The organism is Microbacterium sp. TNHR37B (assembly GCF_001620065.1).
GTDB lineage: Bacteria > Actinomycetota > Actinomycetes > Actinomycetales > Microbacteriaceae > Microbacterium.
Window position 1 is genome coordinate 43,879 of sequence record NZ_LQGV01000003.1, and the last position, 18,229, is coordinate 62,107.

Below are 18,229 nucleotides of genomic sequence, written 5' to 3' on the forward strand. Positions count from 1 at the left end.
GATGGTCGATGTGAGCGTGACTCCGCACACGTTTCAGAAGATCCTGGCGGGCTCGGAAGACAGCCTATCAGCCTCGCGGCGTGGTCTCGTCCGAATCCGGGCGATCTTCCACGCCGTCGTGGATGTCGGCGGCGGTGGGGAGGGTGACGTCGCTCACGTGCGGGATACGCATCCGGAGCATGACGACGACGTCGATGAGAAGCGAGACGACGACGCTCGCCACGAGGGCGACGAAGAAGACCGTCCCATTCAGCCACGGCTGGTCGCGCAGCACCAGCAGCGTCACGATGAAGACGATGAACTTCAGGACCCACGCCCCCATCACGAGGCCGAAGAAGATCGGGACGTAGAGCGCGTCGCCGTACCACCGGTTGGCGATCAGGATGCTCCCCGCCGTGAACCCGAGGAAGAGCGCCGCGAGGAGGATCGCGACCAGCGCGCTCCACAGCCCGTCCACGCCCCCGACTGCGAACCCGAGGACGGCTCCGAGCACGGCGAGCGCGGCCGTGGCGAGGGTCGACCAGAGCAGCGTGGTGCGCAGCACCGGGGTGCTCGAGACGGTGGGGCGTTCGGTCATGGGGTGCTCTTCCGTTCGGGGGCAGGTGTGCGGGCACGGGCGGAACGGCGAGGCAGCCCGCGCGAGGGCAGGAGGGTGACCACGAGGCACGCAGCCGCCCCGATGAGGAAGAATCCCACTCCGGGCCAGTACAGCCCGGGCCAGCGCGCGGTGGTGCCGATGTACATGAGAAGCACCGAGAGACTCACCACGGCAGTCCATGCGTAGAAGATGAGGACCGCGTCGCGGTCGGAGTGGCCCATGTCGAGCATGCGGTGGTGCAGGTGTTTGCGGTCGGGCGAGAACGGCGACTTGCCCTTCGACATGCGGCGGATGACCGCCATTCCGAAATCGAGCAGGGGGAGCATGACGACGGCCGCGGGAAGGATCACGGGGATGAATGCACCCAGGAGCTGCGAACGGCCGAACTGATCGTTGTCGACGAGCGTCTGCGGCGGGAGCGACCCGGTCACAAGGAGCGCGGAGACGGCCATCAACAAGCCGACCATGAGCGCTCCCCCGTCACCCATGAACAGACGAGCCGGGTTCCAGTTGAAGGGCAGGAACCCGACGCACACGCCCACCAGGACGATCGCGATGAATGCGGCGAGATTCGAGTAGGTCGTGTACTCCAGATCGCGCGTGAGCATGTAGGTGTACGCGAAGAAAACCCCGTTGGCGATCAGGGCGACGCCGGCGACCAGCCCGTCGAGTCCGTCGATGAAGTTCACCGCGTTCATGACCACGACGATGAGCAACACCGACACGGTCACGCTCACCCAGCCGGAGACGTAGGTCATCCCCTCGAACGGCAGGTAGTAGATCTGCACGCCGCCCGGCCCCACCACGATCCCGGCGACGAGGAACTGCGCCCCGAGTTTGAGGAACCAGTCGAGGTCCCAGAGATCGTCGGCGACCCCGACGACGACGATGAGAAGGGTCGCAGTGAGGATGGCCGCGATCTGGGTCGGCTTGATCCAGATGATCTGGAAGTAGGGCACGACGCTCGACAGCGCGAACGCGGTCAGCACGCCCAGGAACATCGCCACGCCACCGAGCCGCGGCGTCGGGTTCTTGTGCACGTCGCGCTCGCGAATGCCCGGGTAGAGCTTGTACCTCATGCTCACCCGCCAGACGACCCAGGTCAGAACGAAGGTCACCGCCCCCGTGAGAATGAGGGTGAACAGGTAGTGCTTCACGCCGGACCGTCGGCGTCGGTCGCAGTCGGATCGGCGGGATGGTGCGCCGCGATCTCGTCGGACGGGTCGGCGGATTCGTCGGAGGGATCTGCCGCGTCCTCCTCCGCGTCGAGGGCGTCACCCAGGACCGTACGCAGCGACGCCGCCGACACGGCCCCCTCGCGGAGGATCCGCACGCGGCCGTCGCCTCCCACGAGAGCGGTGGCATCGACGATGGTGGAGGCGACGCCGGTGGCCGACGCACCGCCGTCGAGGTAGACCGAGACGCTCTCCCCCAGCATGTCTCGGGCGTCGTCGATCGTCGTCGCAGCGGCCTTCCCCGTGAGGTTGGCGCTCGACACAGCGAGGGGGCCCGTCTCCTCCAGGAGCTCCAGCGCGATGCGCTCGGCCGGCATCCTCACGGCGACGGTGCCGTCGGTGTCGCCCAGATCCCACGATAGCGATGGCTGCGCCGGCAGGACGATGGTGAGACCGCCGGGCCAGAAGTGCTCCACGAGGAGCTCGACCGCGTGCGGCACCTCGGCGGCCAGAGCACGCAGCGTCGCGACCCCGGGGACGAGGACGGGCGGGGGCGACTGCCGCCCGCGGCCCTTCGCCGCCAAGAGCCGCGCCACCGCCTCGGGACTGAACGCGTCGGCGCCCACGCCGTAGACGGTGTCGGTGGGCAGCACGACGAGCTCGCCGCGCGCGATCGCCTGGCGCGCCTGGCGCATTGCGGGCAGGAGTTGCGCAGCGTCGCGGCAATCGAAGACGGAGGACATATCCGCTCCATTCTACGGTCGTCTGCCGGGAGCCCCCGGAGCGCTCAGGCCCGCAGCGCGGTGGTGGCGCGATCTCGCTGGGTGAGGTCGGGATGCGTCGCGGCGGCTCGCCAGCCGTCCGCCGTCAGCAGATCCCTGATCGCCGCACCCTGCCATTCCCCGTGCTCGATCACGAGCGTTCCGCCCGGATGGAGGAGGCGCTGACCGACGTGCGAGAGCACGCGCACCACGTCGAGGCCGTCGGGTCCCCCGTACAGAGCCGCGGGCGGGTCCCACAGACGCACCTCGGGGTCGCGCGGGATCGCGTCGTCGGGCACGTACGGCGGGTTGGAGACGAGCACCGAGACGGTGCCGTCGAGCTCACCGAACGCGTCTGCGAGATCCACGAAGGCGACGGTGGCATTGGTCACGCCCACGACGGCCAGGTTCTCCTTCGCCCAGACGAACGCGTCCACGGAGTTCTCCGCGGCGAACACCCGTGCATGCGGCACCTCGGTGGCCAGAGACAGCGCGATGGCGCCCGATCCGGTCCCGAGGTCGACGGCGACCGGCTCGCTTGCCGCTGCGGCCCGGAGCGCATCGATCGCGAGTTGCGCCACCATCTCGGTCTCCGGTCGCGGCACGAACACCCCCGGCCCCACACGGAGCTCGAGGTGGCGGAAGGGCGCCAGACCGGTGAGGTGCTGAAGCGGTTCCCGCGCGGCGCGGCGGGCGACGAGCTCGTCGAAGTGCGCGAGATCGGCTGCCGACATCGCGTGGCCTCGGAGAGCCGCCGCCGCGAGCTCACCCCGCGACAGATTCAGCACGTGCGCGGCCAGCAGCTCCGCGTCGACGTCGGGACTCGGCACGCCGGCGCGGGCGAGACGCTCGGTCGCCGTGTGCAGGTGAGCGTCGAGTCGCACGGGCACGCACGCATTCTGCGGGGTCGTCATGATCGGGTCCAGCCGGGCGTGACGAATCGTCACATAGGGGTCGGGAATACTGCACCACCGTAGTCTGGTTCGTGACTCTCGACCACTCACGAGGGGTTCGTCCCCGCACGAAAGGCACATCATGTCCGGCATTCACCCCGACATCACGAGCGCGTTCGGCAACACCCCGCTCGTCCGGCTCAACCGCGTGACCGAGGGTCTTCCCGGCACCGTGCTCGCCAAGCTGGAGTTCTACAACCCGGCCTCCTCGGTCAAGGACCGCCTCGGGATCGCGATCGTCGATGCGGCGGAGGCGTCGGGCGAGCTCACCCCTGGCGGGACGATCGTCGAGGGCACGAGCGGCAACACCGGCATCGCACTCGCGATGGTGGGCGCCGCGCGGGGCTACAAGGTCATCCTGACGATGCCGTCCTCGATGTCGGTCGAGCGCCGACTGCTGCTGAAGGCCTATGGCGCACAGCTCGTCCTCACCGACCCGGCCCTCGGTATGAAGGGAGCGGTCGCGGAGGCCGAGAAGATCGCCGCCGAGACCCCGGGCGCCATCCTTGCCCAGCAGTTCGCGAATCAGGCGAACGTCCAGATCCACCGCACCACCACGGCGGAGGAGATCATCCGCGACACCGACGGCGAGATCGGCTACTTCGTCGCCGGCATCGGCACGGGCGGAACGATCTCGGGCGTCGGACAGGTCCTCAAGGAGCGCGTCCCCGGAGCGCAGGTGGTCGCGGTCGAGCCGGCCGACTCGCCGCTGCTGACCAAGGGCACCCCCGGGCCTCACAAGATCCAGGGCATCGGCCCCAACTTCATCCCGCCGATCCTCGATCAGGGCGTCATCGACGAGGTCGTCGACGTCGCCTTCGACGACGCGATCACGACGGCGCGCGAGGTCGCCACGCGCGAAGGCATCCTCGTGGGGATCTCCTCCGGTGCGGCCGTGTGGGCGGCGCTGCAGGTCGCGGCCCGCCCCGAGGCCGAAGGCAAGAACGTCGTCGTCGTCATCCCGTCCTTCGGCGAGCGCTATCTGTCGACGGCGCTGTTCGAGCACCTGCGCGAGGACTGAGACCGCCACGTATCATCGGCCACGGGCGTCGCGTCGAGCGCGCCCGTGGCCGACCGTCTGCCGAGAGGAACCCGTGCCCGGTATCTACCCCGACATCACGACGGCGTTCGGCGGGACGCCATTGGTGCGCCTCAACCACCTGACCGCCGGGCACGATGCCGAGCTCCTCGTCAAGCTCGAGTTCTACAACCCCGGCGCGAGCGTCAAAGACCGCCTCGGCTACGCCCTCGTCGAGGCGGCGGAGGCCAGCGGCGAGCTCGCCCCGGGTGGCACCATCGTCGAGTCGACGTCGGGGAACACGGGGATCGCGCTCGCGCTGATCGGTGCGGCTCGCGGATACCGGGTGATCCTCACGATGCCGGCGTCGATGTCCAAGGAGCGCCGGACCCTCCTCGCCGCCTATGGCGCGGAACTGGTCCTCACCGACCCGCACAAGGGCATGACCGAGGCCGTCGAGACGGCGCGGCGCATCGCCGCCGAGACCCCGGGGGCGGTGCTGGCCCGACAGTTCGAACGCGCCGCGAACCCGGCGATCCACCGCGCCACCACGGCGGAGGAGATCTGGCGAGACACCGACGGTCGCATCGACTGGTTCGTGGCCGGATCGGGCACGGGGGGCACCGTCACCGGTGTCGGCCAGGTGCTCAAGGAGCGCGCGCCGGACGCCAAGATCGTGCTCGTCGAGCCGAAGGACTCCCCCGTGCTCTCGCAGGGGCGGGCGGGCGGACACCGGATCCAGGGCATCGGACCGAACTTCGTCCCCGAGGTGCTGGATCGTTCGGTGATCGACGAGATCATCGACGTCGAGTTCGACGACGCCCTGCGCATCGCGCGCGACCTGGCACGTCGCGAAGGGATCCTTGCCGGCATGTCCGCGGGAGCCGCCGTCTGGGCGGGACTGCAGATCGCCGCCCGACCGGAGGCCGCAGGATCGAGGATCGTCGTCGTCATCCCCGACGCCGGGGAGCGCTACCTCTCGACGGCGCTGTACGCCGACCTCCGAGAGGAGACGCCATGAAGCGACCGGCGGTGATCTCGCGCGTGCGAGAAGACCTCGCCGCGGCGAAGCTCCGCGACCCGGCTGCCCGGGGAGGAGGGGAGATCGCGCTCCTGTACCCCGGCCTGCATGCCATCTGGGCGCATCGCCTCTGGCATGCCCTCTGGCGGCGACGGCTGCGCTTCGTCGCCCGAGCCGGATCGCAGCTCACCCGGTGGCTCACCGGGATCGAGATCCACCCTGGTGCGACCATCGGTCGCCGGTTCTTCATCGATCACGGCATGGGCGTCGTGATCGGGGAGACCGCCGAGATCGGCGACGACGTCATGCTCTACCACGGCGTCACCCTCGGAGGCCGCACGCGCGACGCCGGCAAGCGCCACCCGACCCTCGGCGACGGGGTCGCCGTCGGCGCGGGCGCGAAGATCCTCGGGCCCATCACGATCGGAGCCCGCTCCGTCGTCGGCGCCAATGCGGTCGTCACGCGCGACGCTCCTCCCGATTCAGTGCTGGTCGGCGTGCCGGCCACCGCCCGTAAGCGCAACGCCGGAGAGAGCACGCGCGCCGTGCTGACGACGCCCGAGTACTTCATCTGACCCCGCGGATCGCTGGGCGTGCACGCCGTCAGGCGCGGCGTTCGGATGCCTTCTTCCGGATGAACAAGGCCGGCAGCAGCCACGTGGCGAGCGCGGTGACGAGCCACACGATCACGGGGGCGGCCAGCCACGTCCACCAGGGTGCCCCGATCCGCAGGCCCGCACCCGGGATGATCACCACCACGACCAGGGCCACGAACGTCGACACGATCCCGATGCCGCCCAGGAGCGCGGGGGCGTTCCGCTGCGCCACCCGCGCCAGCCACGGCGCGAGGACGCTCTGCAGCACGGCGAAGATCACGATCGCCAGAATGAAACCGATCGGCTGGCGCCAGGAGATCTGGAACCCTTCCAGCACGATGTCGGCGACGATGAGGCCCAGCGCGGCGGAGGCCAGGAAGATCAGGGCGCGGACGAAGAACATGACCATACCCGGAGCGTAGCGTGTGCCACTCCCCCGGCGGAGGTCAGGAGTTCAGCGCGGCCAGGCGGGCTTCCTCGTCGGCGGCGATGGCCGATTCGATGAGCGGGTCGAGGGCGCCGTCCATCACCTGGTCGAGGTTGTACGCCTTGTAGCCGGTGCGGTGGTCGGCGATGCGGTTCTCGGGGAAGTTGTAGGTGCGGATACGCTCCGAGCGATCCATCCCGCGGATCTGCGAGCGACGCGCATCGGATGCCGCTGCGTCCCGCTCCTCCTGCTGCCTGGCGAGCAGCCGGGCCCGCAGGACGCGCATCCCGGCCTCACGGTTCTGCAGCTGGCTCTTCTCGTTCTGCATCGAGACCACGATCCCCGTGGGGACGTGGGTGATCCGCACCGCGGAGTCGGTCGTGTTGACCGATTGCCCGCCCGGTCCGGACGAGCGGAAGACGTCGATCTTCAGATCGTTCGGGTCGATGTGGATCTCTTCGGGCTCGTCGACTTCGGGGAAGACCAGCACGCCGGTCGTCGAGGTGTGGATGCGCCCCTGCGACTCGGTGGCGGGAACCCGCTGCACACGGTGCACGCCACCTTCGTACTTGAGGTGCGCCCAGACGCCGTGCGCGGGATCGGAACTGGCGCCCTTGATCGCGATCTGGACGTCCTTGTAACCGCCCAAATCGCTCTCGTTGCGTTCCAACAGCTCGGTCTTCCAGCCTTTGGACGCGGCGTACTGCATGTACATGCGGAGGAGATCGGCGGCGAACAGCGCCGACTCGGCACCGCCTTCCCCCTGCTTGATCTCCATGATCACGTCGCGGGCATCGTCGGGGTCACGCGGGATCAGCAGTCGGCGCAGACGCTCTTGCGTCGCGGCCACCTGCTCCTCCAACGCGGGGACCTCGGCGGCGAAGGCGTCGTCCTCGCGAGCGAGCTCGCGCGCCGCGTCGAGGTCGTCCGACGCGGCGATCCAGGCCTCGTGAGCGGCGACGATCCGGCTCAGCTCGGCGTAGCGCCGGTTGACCCGCTTCGCGCGAGCGGCGTCGGCGTGCACTGCGGGGTCGGAGAGCTCCTCCTGCACCGCGCGGTGCTCGTCGATCAGCCCTTGGACGGACTCGAACACGTGGTGTCCCGTCGGGTCAGCGGATGTTGTTCTCGTGCCCGTGGCTGTGACCACCCGCGTGACCCGTGGGGGCCGGGATGGACTTCTGCATCTGCACGAGGAACTCGACGTTCGACTGGGTCTCCTTGAGCTTGCCCAGCACGACTTCGAGCGCCTGCTGCGGGTCGAGCCCGGCCAGTGCACGACGGAGCTTCCAGGTGATCTTGACCTCGTCGGCCGACAGGAGCATCTCCTCGCGGCGCGTCGAGGAGGCGTTGACGTCGACGGCGGGGAAGATCCGCTTGTCGGCGAGCTGACGGTTCAGGCGCAGCTCGCTGTTGCCGGTGCCCTTGAACTCCTCGAAGATGACTTCGTCCATCTTGGATCCGGTCTCCACGAGTGCCGTAGCGAGGATCGTGAGCGAGCCGCCGTTCTCGATGTTGCGCGCGGCGCCGAAGAAGCGCTTGGGCGGGTACAGCGCAGAAGCGTCGACACCACCGGTGAGCACGCGTCCCGAGGTCGGGGCGGAGACGTTGTAGGCGCGCCCCAGGCGAGTGATCGAGTCGAGCAGCACGACGACGTCGCGACCGAGCTCCACGAGTCGCTTGGCGCGTTCGATGGCGAGCTCGGCGACCGTCGTGTGGTCCTCGGCGGGACGGTCGAACGTCGAGGCGATGACTTCCCCCTTGACCGTCCGCTGCATGTCGGTGACCTCTTCGGGCCGCTCGTCGACCAGGACGACCATGAGGTGGACCTCGGGGTTGTTGGTCGCGATCGCGTTCGCGATCTGCTGCAGCACGATGGTCTTCCCGGCCTTGGGCGGGGCGACGATGAGTCCGCGCTGACCCTTTCCGATCGGGGCGACGAGGTCGATGATCCGCTGCGTCAGCTTCTCGGGAGCCGTCTCCAGACGCAAGCGGTCCTGCGGGTAGAGAGGCGTGAGCTTGCCGAACTCGACACGAGTGGCGGCATCGTCGACCGAGAGGCCGTTGATCGCGTCGACCTTGACCAGTGCGTTGTACTTCTGGCGGCTGGACTGCTCGCCCTCGCGCGGCTGCTTGATGGCGCCGACGACGGCATCGCCCTTGCGGAGGTTGTACTTCTTGACCTGGCCGAGCGAGACGTAGACGTCGCTCGGACCGGGAAGGTAACCCGTGGTGCGCACGAACGCGTAGTTGTCGAGCACGTCGAGGATTCCGGCGATCGGGATGAGGACGTCGTCCTCGTTGATCTCGGTCTCGAACTCGTCTCCGCCCTGACCGCTGCGGCGCTTGTTGCGCTGACGCCCGCGGCCCTGGCCCTGCGACGTGTCGTCGTCGTCGGAGTGCCCGGCCTCCTGCGCTGCGGCGCCGCTCTGGCCGTTGCCGTTCTGGGCCCCTCCGCCGTTCTGGGCGCCGTTGCCGCCCTGCGCGCCGTCGCCACCCTTGTTGCGGTTGCGGTTACGGCTGCGGGAACGGCTCCGGCTGCGGCCGGTCGTCTCGCCGTCGGACTGCTCGGCCGTCTCGGCGCCGGATTCGCCCGATGCCGTCTCGGTCGGCTCGGTCGCGGAGGTGTCGTCCGACGCGGACTCGGCCGGTGCCGCGTCTGCCGCGGCGGGCGCGCTCGGCTCGGCCGTCGTGTCGGCAGCCGGTGTCTCGGCCGTGGCGGCCTCGGCCGGAGCGGCCGCGGCCTTCGAGCGCCCGCGACCACGCGGCGCCTTCGCCGGCGGTGCCTCGGCGGGCGTCTCGGTCGCGACCTCCGCGGTCTCTTCGGGCGCGGCGTCACCTGCTGCCGGGGCGGGGACCTCCGCCGCCGCGGCGGCCTCGGCCGCCTCGACGAGGTCCGTGCTCTTCGCGCGACGCGGCGCCCGCTTACGCGGAGCCTTCGCCGGAGCGGCCTCCTCTGCCGCAGGAGCAGCGGGGGCTTCTTCCGCAGCCACGGCCTCGGCCGGAGCCTCCTCGGCGGGAGCGACAGCGTCCTCGGCCGGGACGGACGGCGTGTCAGTTGGCTCCTCGGCGGGCGTCGCCGGGGCGTCGGTGGTCTCGGTGGCGACGTCCTGCGCGGCTTCTTCGCGCGCAGCGTCGTCGTTCTGGATCTCGGAGATGGACTCCACGAGTTCTCCCTCATACGTATGGATATGACTGACCGCATTGCGGGCCTGTCCACAGGCAGGCGCCCATCCGTCCGCTGGCGGTACGCGTCAGAAGACGCGGTTCGCCGGAGCGGGGGTTATGCGGTGGTTCGCAGATGTGCGATGGAGGCCAGATTCACGAACGTGTCGTGGAACCCTCCGTATAGTCCCTCACTGTACCACCCTTGACGTCGACGGCGAGCAGGAGCGGCTCCCACGGAGTGTCTGCCTCTGCAGCGATCGCGACCGCCTCCCGACGCTGTCCCGGACCGTCGGCGAGCACCAGCACGCTGGGTCCCGCCCCCGACACGACCGCAGCGAATCCAGCCGCCCGCAGTCGCTGCACGAGCGCGTCGGTCGCGGGCATCGCCTGCGCCCGGTACGACTGGTGGAGCTTGTCCTCGGTGGCGGCCATGAGGAGTTCGGGGCTCTGCGTGAGCGCGGCGATCAGCAGCGCCGATCGAGAGACGTTGAACACCGCGTCCTCTCGCGGGACGTTGAGCGGTGCGAGGCCGCGCGCCACGCTGGTCGACATCGTGAACTCCGGCACGAACACGAGCGGCGAGACACCGCGATGCACGAGGAGCTTCTTGTGCTGGGGGCCGGCATCGCCGGTCCAGGCGATCGTGAGCCCCCCGAAGAGGGCGGGAGCGACGTTGTCGGGATGCCCTTCCATCTCCGTCGCAAGGCGCAGGAGCAGATCCGGCCCGAACTCGGCCTCACCGGCAAGGAGACCCTTCGCGGCGAGCAGACCCGCAACGACCGCCGCGCCCGAGGACCCCATGCCCCGCCCGTGCGGGATGGCGTTGTGCGCGGTGAGCCGGAGCCCCGGGAGTTCCTTCCCGACCGCCGCGTAAGCGTGTGCGATCGCTCGCACCACGAGGTGCGAGTCGTCGGTGGGAACATCGTCGGCACCCTCGCCCGAGACGGCGATCTCGAGCCGCCGGTCGGGCAGGGCGGACACGGTGAGCTCGTCGTAGACGCTGAGGGCGAGGCCCAGTGTGTCGAAGCCCGGCCCGAGGTTGGCGCTGGTGGCGGGAACCCGCACCGCGACGGTGCGGGCGGTCATGACGGCCGCGCCATGACGGAGATGCTCGGACGCCCGCTCAACGTCCGTCGCCTTCCACGCGGAGCACCGAGAGCACACGTTCGACGGCGTCGCTCGCACCGAGTCGCTCGACGGTAGCGGCGAGATCGCGCTCCCTTGCCGTGTGGGTTCCGATCACCAGAAGCGCACGAGAGGACGCGAGGTCGGCGCCGTCGCTGCCCCCGATGATCGTCTGCTGCGCCGTCGCGATCGATACGCCGCCATCGGCGAGGATCCCCGCAATCGTGGCGAGCACGCCGGGACGGTCGTCCACTTCGAGCGTCACCTGGTACCGGGTGACGGCGTGGCCGAACGGCGCGATGGGCAGATTCGCCCGCGTGGACTCCCCCACCCCGACGCCACCGGCGATGTGGCGCCGAGCCGCCGAGACGACGTCGCCGAGAACGGCGGAGGCCGTCTGGATGCCCCCGGCACCGGCCCCGTAGAACATGAGGTCGCCCGCGGCCTCCGCCTGGACGAAGACGGCGTTGTTGGCCCCGCGGACGCTCGCGAGCGGGTGGTCGCGGTGCACGAGAGCCGGGTGCACGCGCACCGAGATCGTCTCGGCCCCGTCGTCGTCGAGTCGCTCGCACACCGCGAGGAGCTTGATGACGTAGCCGGCATCCCGGGCCGCGGTCATCATCTGCGCGTCGATCGCGGTGATCCCCTCCCGGTGAACGGCGTCCAGGGGGACGGTGGTGTGGAAGGCGAGGGAGGCGAGGATCGCCGCCTTCTGCGCGGCGTCGAACGCCTCCACGTCGGCCGTGGGGTCGGCTTCGGCGTAACCGAGCCGCTGGGCGTCGGCCAGCACATCGGCGTAGTCGGCGCCCTCCGAGTCCATCCGGTCGAGGATGTAGTTGGTGGTGCCGTTGACGATCGCGAGGATCCTCTGCACGCGGTCGCCGGCGAGTGAGTCACGCAGCGGCCGGACGATCGGGATGGCGCCCGCCACGGCTGCCTCGTAGTGCACGGAGGCCCCGACCCTGTCGGCCGCTTCGAAGAGTTCCGGACCGTGCGTGGCGATCAACGCCTTGTTTCCGGTGACGACATCGGCTCCCGCGGTGAGCGCCTGCAGCAGCATCGCGCGGGCGGGCTCGATGCCGCCCATGAGCTCGATGACGATGTCGCTGCCGAGGATGAGCGGCTCGGCGTCGGTGGTCAGCAGCGCGCGCGGGAGATCGGTGTCACGCGGGGCGTCCGGGTCACGCACGGCGATGCCGACGAGCTCCAGCTCGGCACCGGCGCGAGCGGCCAGCTCGTCGGCGTGCTGCAGAAGGAGGGCGGCCACCTGCGAGCCCACAGAGCCCGCACCCAGCAGCGCCACCCGGAGGCGACGGTCGTCAGTCATTCGGTTCCTTCGATCGGGGACGGCGGTGCTCCGACGTCCCGGGCGAGCAGATCGGAGATGGTCTCCCCCCGCACGATCACCCGCGCGCGGCCGTCACCGACGGCGACGACGGGCGGACGAGGCACGGCGTTGTAGTTGCTGGCGAGGGAATAGCAGTACGCCCCCGTCGCCGGCACCGCGAGAAGGTCTCCCGGCGCGATGTCGGCGGGGAGGTACTCGGCATCCACGACGATGTCGCCGGACTCGCAATGACGTCCGACCACGCGCGCGAGAGCGGGCTCCGCCCCCGAGCCGCGCGAGGCGATCCGGGCCGAGTACTGAGCCCCGTAGAGCGCGGGGCGCGCATTGTCGCTCATGCCGCCGTCGACACTGACGTAGAGCCGGGAGAGGTCGTCGGAGACCTGGACGGGCTTGACCGTGCCCACTTCGTACAGCGTGACGCCGGCGCGGCCGACGATCGTGCGGCCGGGTTCGAAGGCGAGGTCGGGCACGGCCACGCCGTGGGTGCGGCATTCGCGCGCGACCGCATCGACGACGCCGTCGGCAAGCTCGCCGATCGGGGTGGGGTCGTCGACGGAGGTGTAGGCGATGCCGAATCCGCCACCGAGGTTCAGGAGGGGGATCTCTCCCTCGCGGCTCAGTCGCGCGTGGAGTTCCACGACACGAGCCGCGGACTCGGCGAAACCGGCGGTGCCGAAGATCTGCGAACCGATGTGACAATGCAGGCCGAGAAAGCGCAGCGAGGTGAGCTCACGGATGCGCGCGACGATCGCCGGCGCGTCCGCGAGGGCGAACCCGAACTTCTGGTCCTCGTGCGCCGTGGCAAGGAAATCGTGCGTCTCGGCGTGCACACCGCTGTTGACGCGCACGAGCACGTTCTGCACGACACTCGCGTGCGCGGCGATCTCGGCGAGCCGCTCCACCTCGATCGCGCTGTCGACGATGACGGTTCCCACACCCGCCGCCACGGCATCGCGCAGTTCCGGAACGGACTTGTTGTTGCCGTGCATGCCGATCCGCGCGGGATCGGCTCCTGCAGCGAGCGCGATGGCGAGCTCGCCTCCGGTGGCGACGTCCACGGCCAATCCCTCGCCGGTGACCCAGCGGACGACCTCCGTGCTGAGAAAAGCCTTGCCGGCGTAGTACACGCGAGCGCGCGATCCGTGACGGGCGGCCGCCGCCTCGAAGGCGCTGCGCACCTCGCGCGCGCGGGCACGCACCTCGGGCTCGTCGAGCACGTACAGCGGAGTGCCGAAGCGCCGCTGGAGCTCGGAGACGCCGACGCCACCGACGAACACCTCCCCCGACGCGTCGCGGCGGGCTGATGCCGGCCAGACGGCGGGCACGAGCTCATCGGCGTCGCGAGGCACGGCGAGCCATTCGGGCGCGAGCGGACGGTGATCGGGGGCGGACACGAGTGGACACCAATCGGGTGGAGACGGCGGCTGCCGGCGGGATGTTCACGCCGGGACAGTCCCTTTCAGGCGGTGACTCAGAGTCTAGAGCACCCGCCTCCCCCGCTCCGACGAGACGGCTCGTCTCCCGGACGAGCGCTCCGGCACGCGCAGAGCCGAGGGCGCCTCAGGAGCACTCGCCCTTCTGACGCGCCGCATCGTCGCGGAGGATCGAGCTGTCGATCTCGAACTCGGCCGTCACCGCTCGAGGGGCCACCGAGACATCGGTGAGGGTCAGGGCCGCGGGAAGGTACTGGGCGATACACACGTCCCAATCCCGCACCACCGTGGAGGCGAGAGCGCCGAACTGTCGCAGAATCGCCTCCGCAGAGATCTCCGCGCCCGCGAGCCGGAGCGACGTCGGGGTGAGGACGAGTTCCCCCGCCTCCGCCCGCGGCGTGAGCGCCACGCCCACGGGCACGGTCGTGAGAAGCGCGTTGAGCTCGAAGGTCACCGCGATGTCGGGAGCATCGATCTGCACACTGTCGGCCGGGAACTCGTCGAGGTTCGCCAGCAGCGCCTGCAGTTGCTCGTCGTCCAGCGTGACCGAGGCGTAGGCCCCGCTCCAGTCACCGTCGCCGCGGATGGGGACGTCCTGCGCGCGTACGGTGACGTCGGCGGAGAAGTCCCCGATCGGAACGTCCGCCGAACTCACCCGCACCTCGCCGAGGTTGCCCACCAGCAACGGCAGGAGCACCGGGCCGATCACCTCGACGTCGATGTCCTGGTCCGCAGGAAGGGAGAGCTGGGTGACGGCCTGCTCGCGGATCGTCTGCTCGACGACACCCCGGGCGATCTGTTCACCGGCCAGCCACGCCCCCGCGGCGAGCACCAGTACGATCACGACCCCGATGGCCCAGGGCCACCGCCGGCGCGCTCGTCGGGTTGCCGGCGAGGACGCGGCGGGAGGCACGCGCGGGGCGGGGCCGGCGAGCGGGCTGGTGTCGTCGCGGTCCGCGGTCACGTCGGTGCCCTCCGCTCACATGCGTTCGGGCGCGCTGACGCCGAGGAGGCCGAGACCATTGCGCAGTACCTGACCGGTCGCATCGTTGAGCCAGAGGCGCGTCCGATGCAGGTCGGTCACCTCTTCGTCGCCCAGCGGGGTGACGCGGCAGTTGTCGTACCACCGGTGGTAGAGGGCGGCGAGCTCCTCGAGGTAGCGCGCGACCCGGTGCGGCTCACGGACCTCGGCGGCGAAGGCCACGATCCGCGGGAACTCCTGAAGGGCACCCAGGAGCGCCGACTCGGTCTCGTGCTCCAGCTGCTCCGGGGCGAAGGCCTCACGGGTGACCCCGGCCGCTGCGGCATTGCGTGCCACGTTGTGGGTCCGCGCGTGGGCGTACTGCACGTAGAAGACGGGGTTGTCGTTCGTGCGCTTGGTGAGGATCTCGGGGTCGAGCGTCAACGGCGAATCGGCGGGGTAACGGGCCAGCGAGTAGCGGAGGGCGTCGGTGCCCAGCCAGTCCCGCAGGTCGTCGAGCTCGATGATGTTGCCCGCGCGCTTGGACAGCCGCGCGCCGTTGACCGACACCAGCTGCCCGATGAGCACCTCGATATCGCGTTCCGGATCGTCGCCGGCCGCGCCCGCGAGGGCCTTGAGCCGGTGGACGTAGCCGTGGTGGTCGGCGCCGAGGAGGTAGATCTTGTGGGCGAATCCTCGGTCGCTCTTGTTCAAGTAGTAGGCGGCATCGGCGGCGAAGTAGGTGTACTCGCCGTTGGACCGACGGATCACACGGTCCTTGTCGTCGCCGAACTCCGTCGTGCGCACCCAGACGGCGCCGTCCTGATCGAAGACATGCCCCTGCTCGCGAAGCCGGTCGACCGCTTCGTCCACGAGACTCGGTCCCCCGTCGGCACCCGGGGCGTGTAGCGTGCGCTCGCTGAAGAAGACGTCGAAGTGGACGTTGAACTTCTCGAGCGACGACTGGAGCTCGCCGAGCTGGAACTCGTACGCGCGGTCGCGCGCGGTGACCAGCTGCGCGTCGGCGTCGAGGTCGAGGATGTCGGGGACGGCGGCGCGCACACGCTCGGCGAGATCCCCGATGTAGGAGCCGGCGTACCCGTCCTCCGGGGCCGGTTCACCCTTGATCGCGGCCAGCACCGAGCGTCCGAAGCGCTCCATCTGCGCGCCCGCGTCGTTGATGTAGAACTCCCGCACGAGCGTCGCGCCGCTGGCGAGGAGCACACGCGCGATCGCGTCGCCGACGGCCGCCCAGCGGGTATGCCCGATGTGCATCGGTCCGGTCGGGTTGGCGCTGACGAACTCGAGGTTGATCGTCTGGCCCCGCTGGCTGTCGTTGGTGCCGAAAGCCGCGCCGGCCTCGACGATCGTCTTCGCGAGAGCTCCCGCAGCGGCCGCGTCGAGGCGGATGTTGATGAACCCGGGCCCGGCGACCTCCACGCTCGCGATGCCGTCCACCGCGGCGAGCGCCTCGGCGATCTCCGCCGCGAACTCCCGCGGATTGGCGCCGACGAGCTTGCTGAGCTTCAGCGCCGCGTTGGAGGCCCAGTCGCCGTGAGCCCGGTTCTTCGGCCGCTCCAGCACGAAGTCGGCTGCCGTCAGCCCCTCACTCGCCCCGGGTCGTCGCGCGTCGGCGAGCGGGGCGACGACGGCGAGCAGGGCGTGGGCGAGGGCATCGGGATTCATAACCCGTCAATCCTACGGTCCCGCCCCCGCCTCCCCCGTCGAGAGCACATGCTGTCGCCGAGCGGATACCTTCCGGACGGCGTGAACGTGTGCGCTCGGCGAGAGCATGTGCTCTCGCGATCCGAAGCGAGGGCGCCGGGCGCTCAGGCGAGTTGGACGAGCGTGGCGAGGTCGTCGCGGGCGGGATCGGCGGCGGCGTCCGCCTCCTCCTGCGCGACGAGGTCGACGGCGGCTCCGGGTACGACACAGGCGTCCACCCGCATCCGCTGCAACCCCACGTGGCCGCCGTGGTAGCTGAGGAACGCGCAGTCGGCGGCATCGCGACCGGTGGCGATCCGCACGAGCGACCGGCGGTTGGCCAGTCGCGTCGCATCGATGACGTACCAGCTCCCGTCGTGGTAGGCCTCGGCGACCGCGTGGAAGTCCATCGGACGCAGGCCCGGCGCGTAGCAGGCGGCGTAGCGGGCCGGCATGTCCATCGCGCGCAGGAGCGCGATCACGACGTGGGCGTAGTCGCGGCACACCCCCTGGCCCGTCATGAGCGTCGTCACAGCCGAGTCGGTGCCCTGGCTCAGCCCCGGAGTGTAGGTGGTGCTCGCAGCGACGAACTCTCCGACCGCGAGGATGAGATCGACCCCCGAGAGCCCGCGGAACTGACGCCGCGCCTGCGAGAACACCTCGTCGGACTGGCAGTACCGACTGGGACGCAAGTAGGTGATCGCCTCCAGGTCGCTCGTCGCTCGCACCGGCGCGGGCCCGTCGATCGCGGCCTGATAGCGCACGCGCATGAGGCCGGCCTCGCCTTGGAGCCGGTGCAAGCGACTCCCGGACTGATCCACGATCTCGGTCGGGGTGTACACCCGCTCGACCTGCCCCGCATCGACCTGGACGAAGCTCAGTTCCTCCCTCGCGACGGGGGTCGGCTGGGCAGCGGCGATCTGGAAAATGAGGTCGACGGACGAGCCGAGCTCGAGGTCCAGTTCCGCCGTCACGATGCGATGCACCGGGATATCCTCGCACGCTCCGAACCACCGCGGATCCGCTGTCGCACCGGGCCGGAAACCCGCGGTACCGGGGCGGGGCAGCGGTGACGTACGCTCATGGCATGGGTGCACCCGAGCGCCTCGTCGCACGCCCGTCATTGTGGACGATCATCGCCGCCGTCGCGGCGGTCATCGTCGTGTCCGTCGTGGCTTTCTGGGGGCCCTGGGCGACCCCCGCCGCGACGGTCGCCGCCGGCGAGGACGAAGCGGTCGTCGCGGCGCCACCCTCTCCCCTGGATCTGCCCGAGAACGCGCGCGTCCTCATCTTCGGCGACTCGTGGACCTGGGGCGAGGCGGCAGCACCCGGCAAGGGCTACGCGTACGAGGTCGCCGACGTGACGGGGTGGACGACCATCGTCGACGGCGTCCGCGGGAGCGGCTATCTTCGCCCGGGCATCGACGGCGCCGACTTCGGCACCCGGATCGCCCAGCTCGACCGGTGGCTTGCTCCGGACCTCATCGTCGTACAGGGATCCATCAACGACCGCCGTCTGTACCCGCAGAACTATCGCGAGGCCGTCGAGCGCGCGTGGGACCGCCTCGCCGACATCTTCCCGGACGCGCAGATCGTGATCCTCGGCCCGGCACCGCAAGTGCTTCCGGTGGAAGAGGCGACAGCCCTGATCGACGCCGACCTCGCCGACCTGGCGGCCCGTCGCGGATGGTGGTACATCTCTCCGATCGCGGAGAACTGGATCACCGCCGCCGACTACCGCGACATCATCGACACGAGCGCGGTCGGCCGCGATCATCCCTCGACCGCCGGGCACCGCTACCTTGCGGAGCGTCTGGCCGCGGCGGTGGCTGCCCTGTCTCGGTGATAACCTCGATCAGTACGCCTCCGTAGCTCAGGGGATAGAGCGTTGGTTTCCGGTACCAAAGGTCGCAGGTTCGATTCCTGTCGGGGGCACAGTGGGTT

At 70.1% G+C, this 18,229-nt stretch carries 17 protein-coding genes and 1 tRNA gene; 5 read left to right on the forward strand and 13 right to left on the reverse strand.

What is annotated here, in order from left to right:
• Nucleotides 1-67 precede the first annotated feature (67 nt).
• Genes AVP41_RS08515 through prmC form a run of 4 tightly spaced genes read right to left on the reverse strand, consistent with a single transcriptional unit; the run spans nucleotide 68 to nucleotide 3,448 of the window.
• The gene (locus AVP41_RS08515; RefSeq protein ID WP_067163290.1) at nucleotides 68-577 is read right to left on the reverse strand and encodes a hypothetical protein; all 510 of its coding nucleotides are present in this window, start codon (nucleotides 575-577) and stop codon (nucleotides 68-70) included.
• Nucleotides 574-1,755, reverse strand: a complete 1,182-nt coding sequence (locus AVP41_RS08520; protein WP_067163292.1) for an MraY family glycosyltransferase — start codon at nucleotides 1,753-1,755, stop codon at nucleotides 574-576. The genes AVP41_RS08515 and AVP41_RS08520 overlap by 4 nt, the downstream gene beginning before the upstream one ends.
• Complete coding sequence (locus tag AVP41_RS08525) at nucleotides 1,752-2,516, reverse strand: L-threonylcarbamoyladenylate synthase (protein ID WP_067163294.1); 765 nt, start codon at nucleotides 2,514-2,516, stop codon at nucleotides 1,752-1,754. Before AVP41_RS08525 ends, AVP41_RS08520 begins: the two co-directional genes overlap by 4 nt.
• Nucleotides 2,517-2,560: 44 nt before the next feature.
• Nucleotides 2,561-3,448, reverse strand: coding sequence for a peptide chain release factor N(5)-glutamine methyltransferase (gene prmC, locus AVP41_RS08530; RefSeq protein WP_067163297.1), 888 nt, complete (start codon nucleotides 3,446-3,448; stop codon nucleotides 2,561-2,563).
• Nucleotides 3,449-3,569: 121 nt separating this feature from the next.
• Between prmC and cysK (AVP41_RS08535) the strand changes: the two genes are divergently transcribed.
• From cysK (AVP41_RS08535) to epsC, 3 genes are all read left to right on the forward strand, one after another.
• Nucleotides 3,570-4,508: a cysteine synthase A gene (gene cysK, locus AVP41_RS08535; RefSeq protein WP_067163299.1), complete on the forward strand. Its 939-nt coding sequence runs from the start codon at nucleotides 3,570-3,572 to the stop codon at nucleotides 4,506-4,508.
• Between the two features lie 73 nt (nucleotides 4,509-4,581).
• Nucleotides 4,582-5,526 (forward strand): cysteine synthase A, encoded by a 945-nt coding sequence (gene cysK, locus AVP41_RS08540; protein WP_067163301.1) that lies wholly within the window; start codon nucleotides 4,582-4,584, stop codon nucleotides 5,524-5,526.
• On the forward strand, nucleotides 5,523-6,101 hold the full coding sequence (gene epsC / locus AVP41_RS08545; RefSeq protein ID WP_067163304.1) for a serine O-acetyltransferase EpsC: 579 nt from the start codon (nucleotides 5,523-5,525) through the stop codon (nucleotides 6,099-6,101). The genes cysK (AVP41_RS08540) and epsC overlap by 4 nt, the downstream gene beginning before the upstream one ends.
• Nucleotides 6,102-6,129: 28 nt before the next feature.
• Here epsC and AVP41_RS08550 read toward each other — a convergent pair whose 3' ends face one another.
• The 9 genes from AVP41_RS08550 to AVP41_RS08590 form a co-directional block, all read right to left on the reverse strand.
• Entirely contained in the window at nucleotides 6,130-6,531 is a 402-nt protein-coding gene (locus AVP41_RS08550; protein ID WP_067163306.1) for a hypothetical protein, read from the reverse strand.
• Between the two features lie 37 nt (nucleotides 6,532-6,568).
• Nucleotides 6,569-7,642, reverse strand: coding sequence for a peptide chain release factor 1 (gene prfA, locus AVP41_RS08555; protein ID WP_067163308.1), 1,074 nt, complete (start codon nucleotides 7,640-7,642; stop codon nucleotides 6,569-6,571).
• A gap of 16 nt (nucleotides 7,643-7,658) precedes the next feature.
• A complete protein-coding gene (rho, locus tag AVP41_RS08560) occupies nucleotides 7,659-9,713 on the reverse strand; it encodes a transcription termination factor Rho (RefSeq protein ID WP_067163310.1) in 2,055 nt (684 codons plus the stop codon).
• A 154-nt stretch (nucleotides 9,714-9,867) separates the two neighbouring features.
• Nucleotides 9,868-10,800, reverse strand: coding sequence for a homoserine kinase (gene thrB, locus AVP41_RS08565; protein ID WP_067163312.1), 933 nt, complete (start codon nucleotides 10,798-10,800; stop codon nucleotides 9,868-9,870).
• Between the two features lie 37 nt (nucleotides 10,801-10,837).
• On the reverse strand, nucleotides 10,838-12,166 hold the full coding sequence (locus tag AVP41_RS08570; RefSeq protein WP_067163315.1) for a homoserine dehydrogenase: 1,329 nt from the start codon (nucleotides 12,164-12,166) through the stop codon (nucleotides 10,838-10,840).
• Complete coding sequence (gene lysA / locus AVP41_RS08575; protein ID WP_067163318.1) at nucleotides 12,163-13,581, reverse strand: diaminopimelate decarboxylase; 1,419 nt, start codon at nucleotides 13,579-13,581, stop codon at nucleotides 12,163-12,165. Before lysA ends, AVP41_RS08570 begins: the two co-directional genes overlap by 4 nt.
• Before the next feature lie 166 nt (nucleotides 13,582-13,747).
• On the reverse strand, nucleotides 13,748-14,584 hold the full coding sequence (locus AVP41_RS08580; RefSeq protein WP_067163320.1) for an LmeA family phospholipid-binding protein: 837 nt from the start codon (nucleotides 14,582-14,584) through the stop codon (nucleotides 13,748-13,750).
• A 15-nt stretch (nucleotides 14,585-14,599) separates the two neighbouring features.
• Nucleotides 14,600-16,267 carry an arginine--tRNA ligase gene (locus AVP41_RS08585; protein WP_067163322.1) on the reverse strand — a complete coding sequence of 556 codons (1,668 nt, stop codon included), beginning with the start codon at nucleotides 16,265-16,267 and terminating at the stop codon, nucleotides 14,600-14,602.
• Between the two features lie 143 nt (nucleotides 16,268-16,410).
• Nucleotides 16,411-17,271: a transglutaminase-like domain-containing protein gene (locus AVP41_RS08590; protein WP_067163324.1), complete on the reverse strand. Its 861-nt coding sequence runs from the start codon at nucleotides 17,269-17,271 to the stop codon at nucleotides 16,411-16,413.
• A 101-nt stretch (nucleotides 17,272-17,372) separates the two neighbouring features.
• On the opposite strand from AVP41_RS08590, the gene AVP41_RS08595 reads away from it, so the two are divergent.
• Nucleotides 17,373-18,131, forward strand: a complete 759-nt coding sequence (locus tag AVP41_RS08595; RefSeq protein ID WP_067163327.1) for an SGNH/GDSL hydrolase family protein — start codon at nucleotides 17,373-17,375, stop codon at nucleotides 18,129-18,131.
• A gap of 16 nt (nucleotides 18,132-18,147) precedes the next feature.
• Nucleotides 18,148-18,220 (forward strand) — tRNA-Arg (locus AVP41_RS08600).
• The last annotated feature ends 9 nt before the right edge of the window (nucleotides 18,221-18,229 follow it).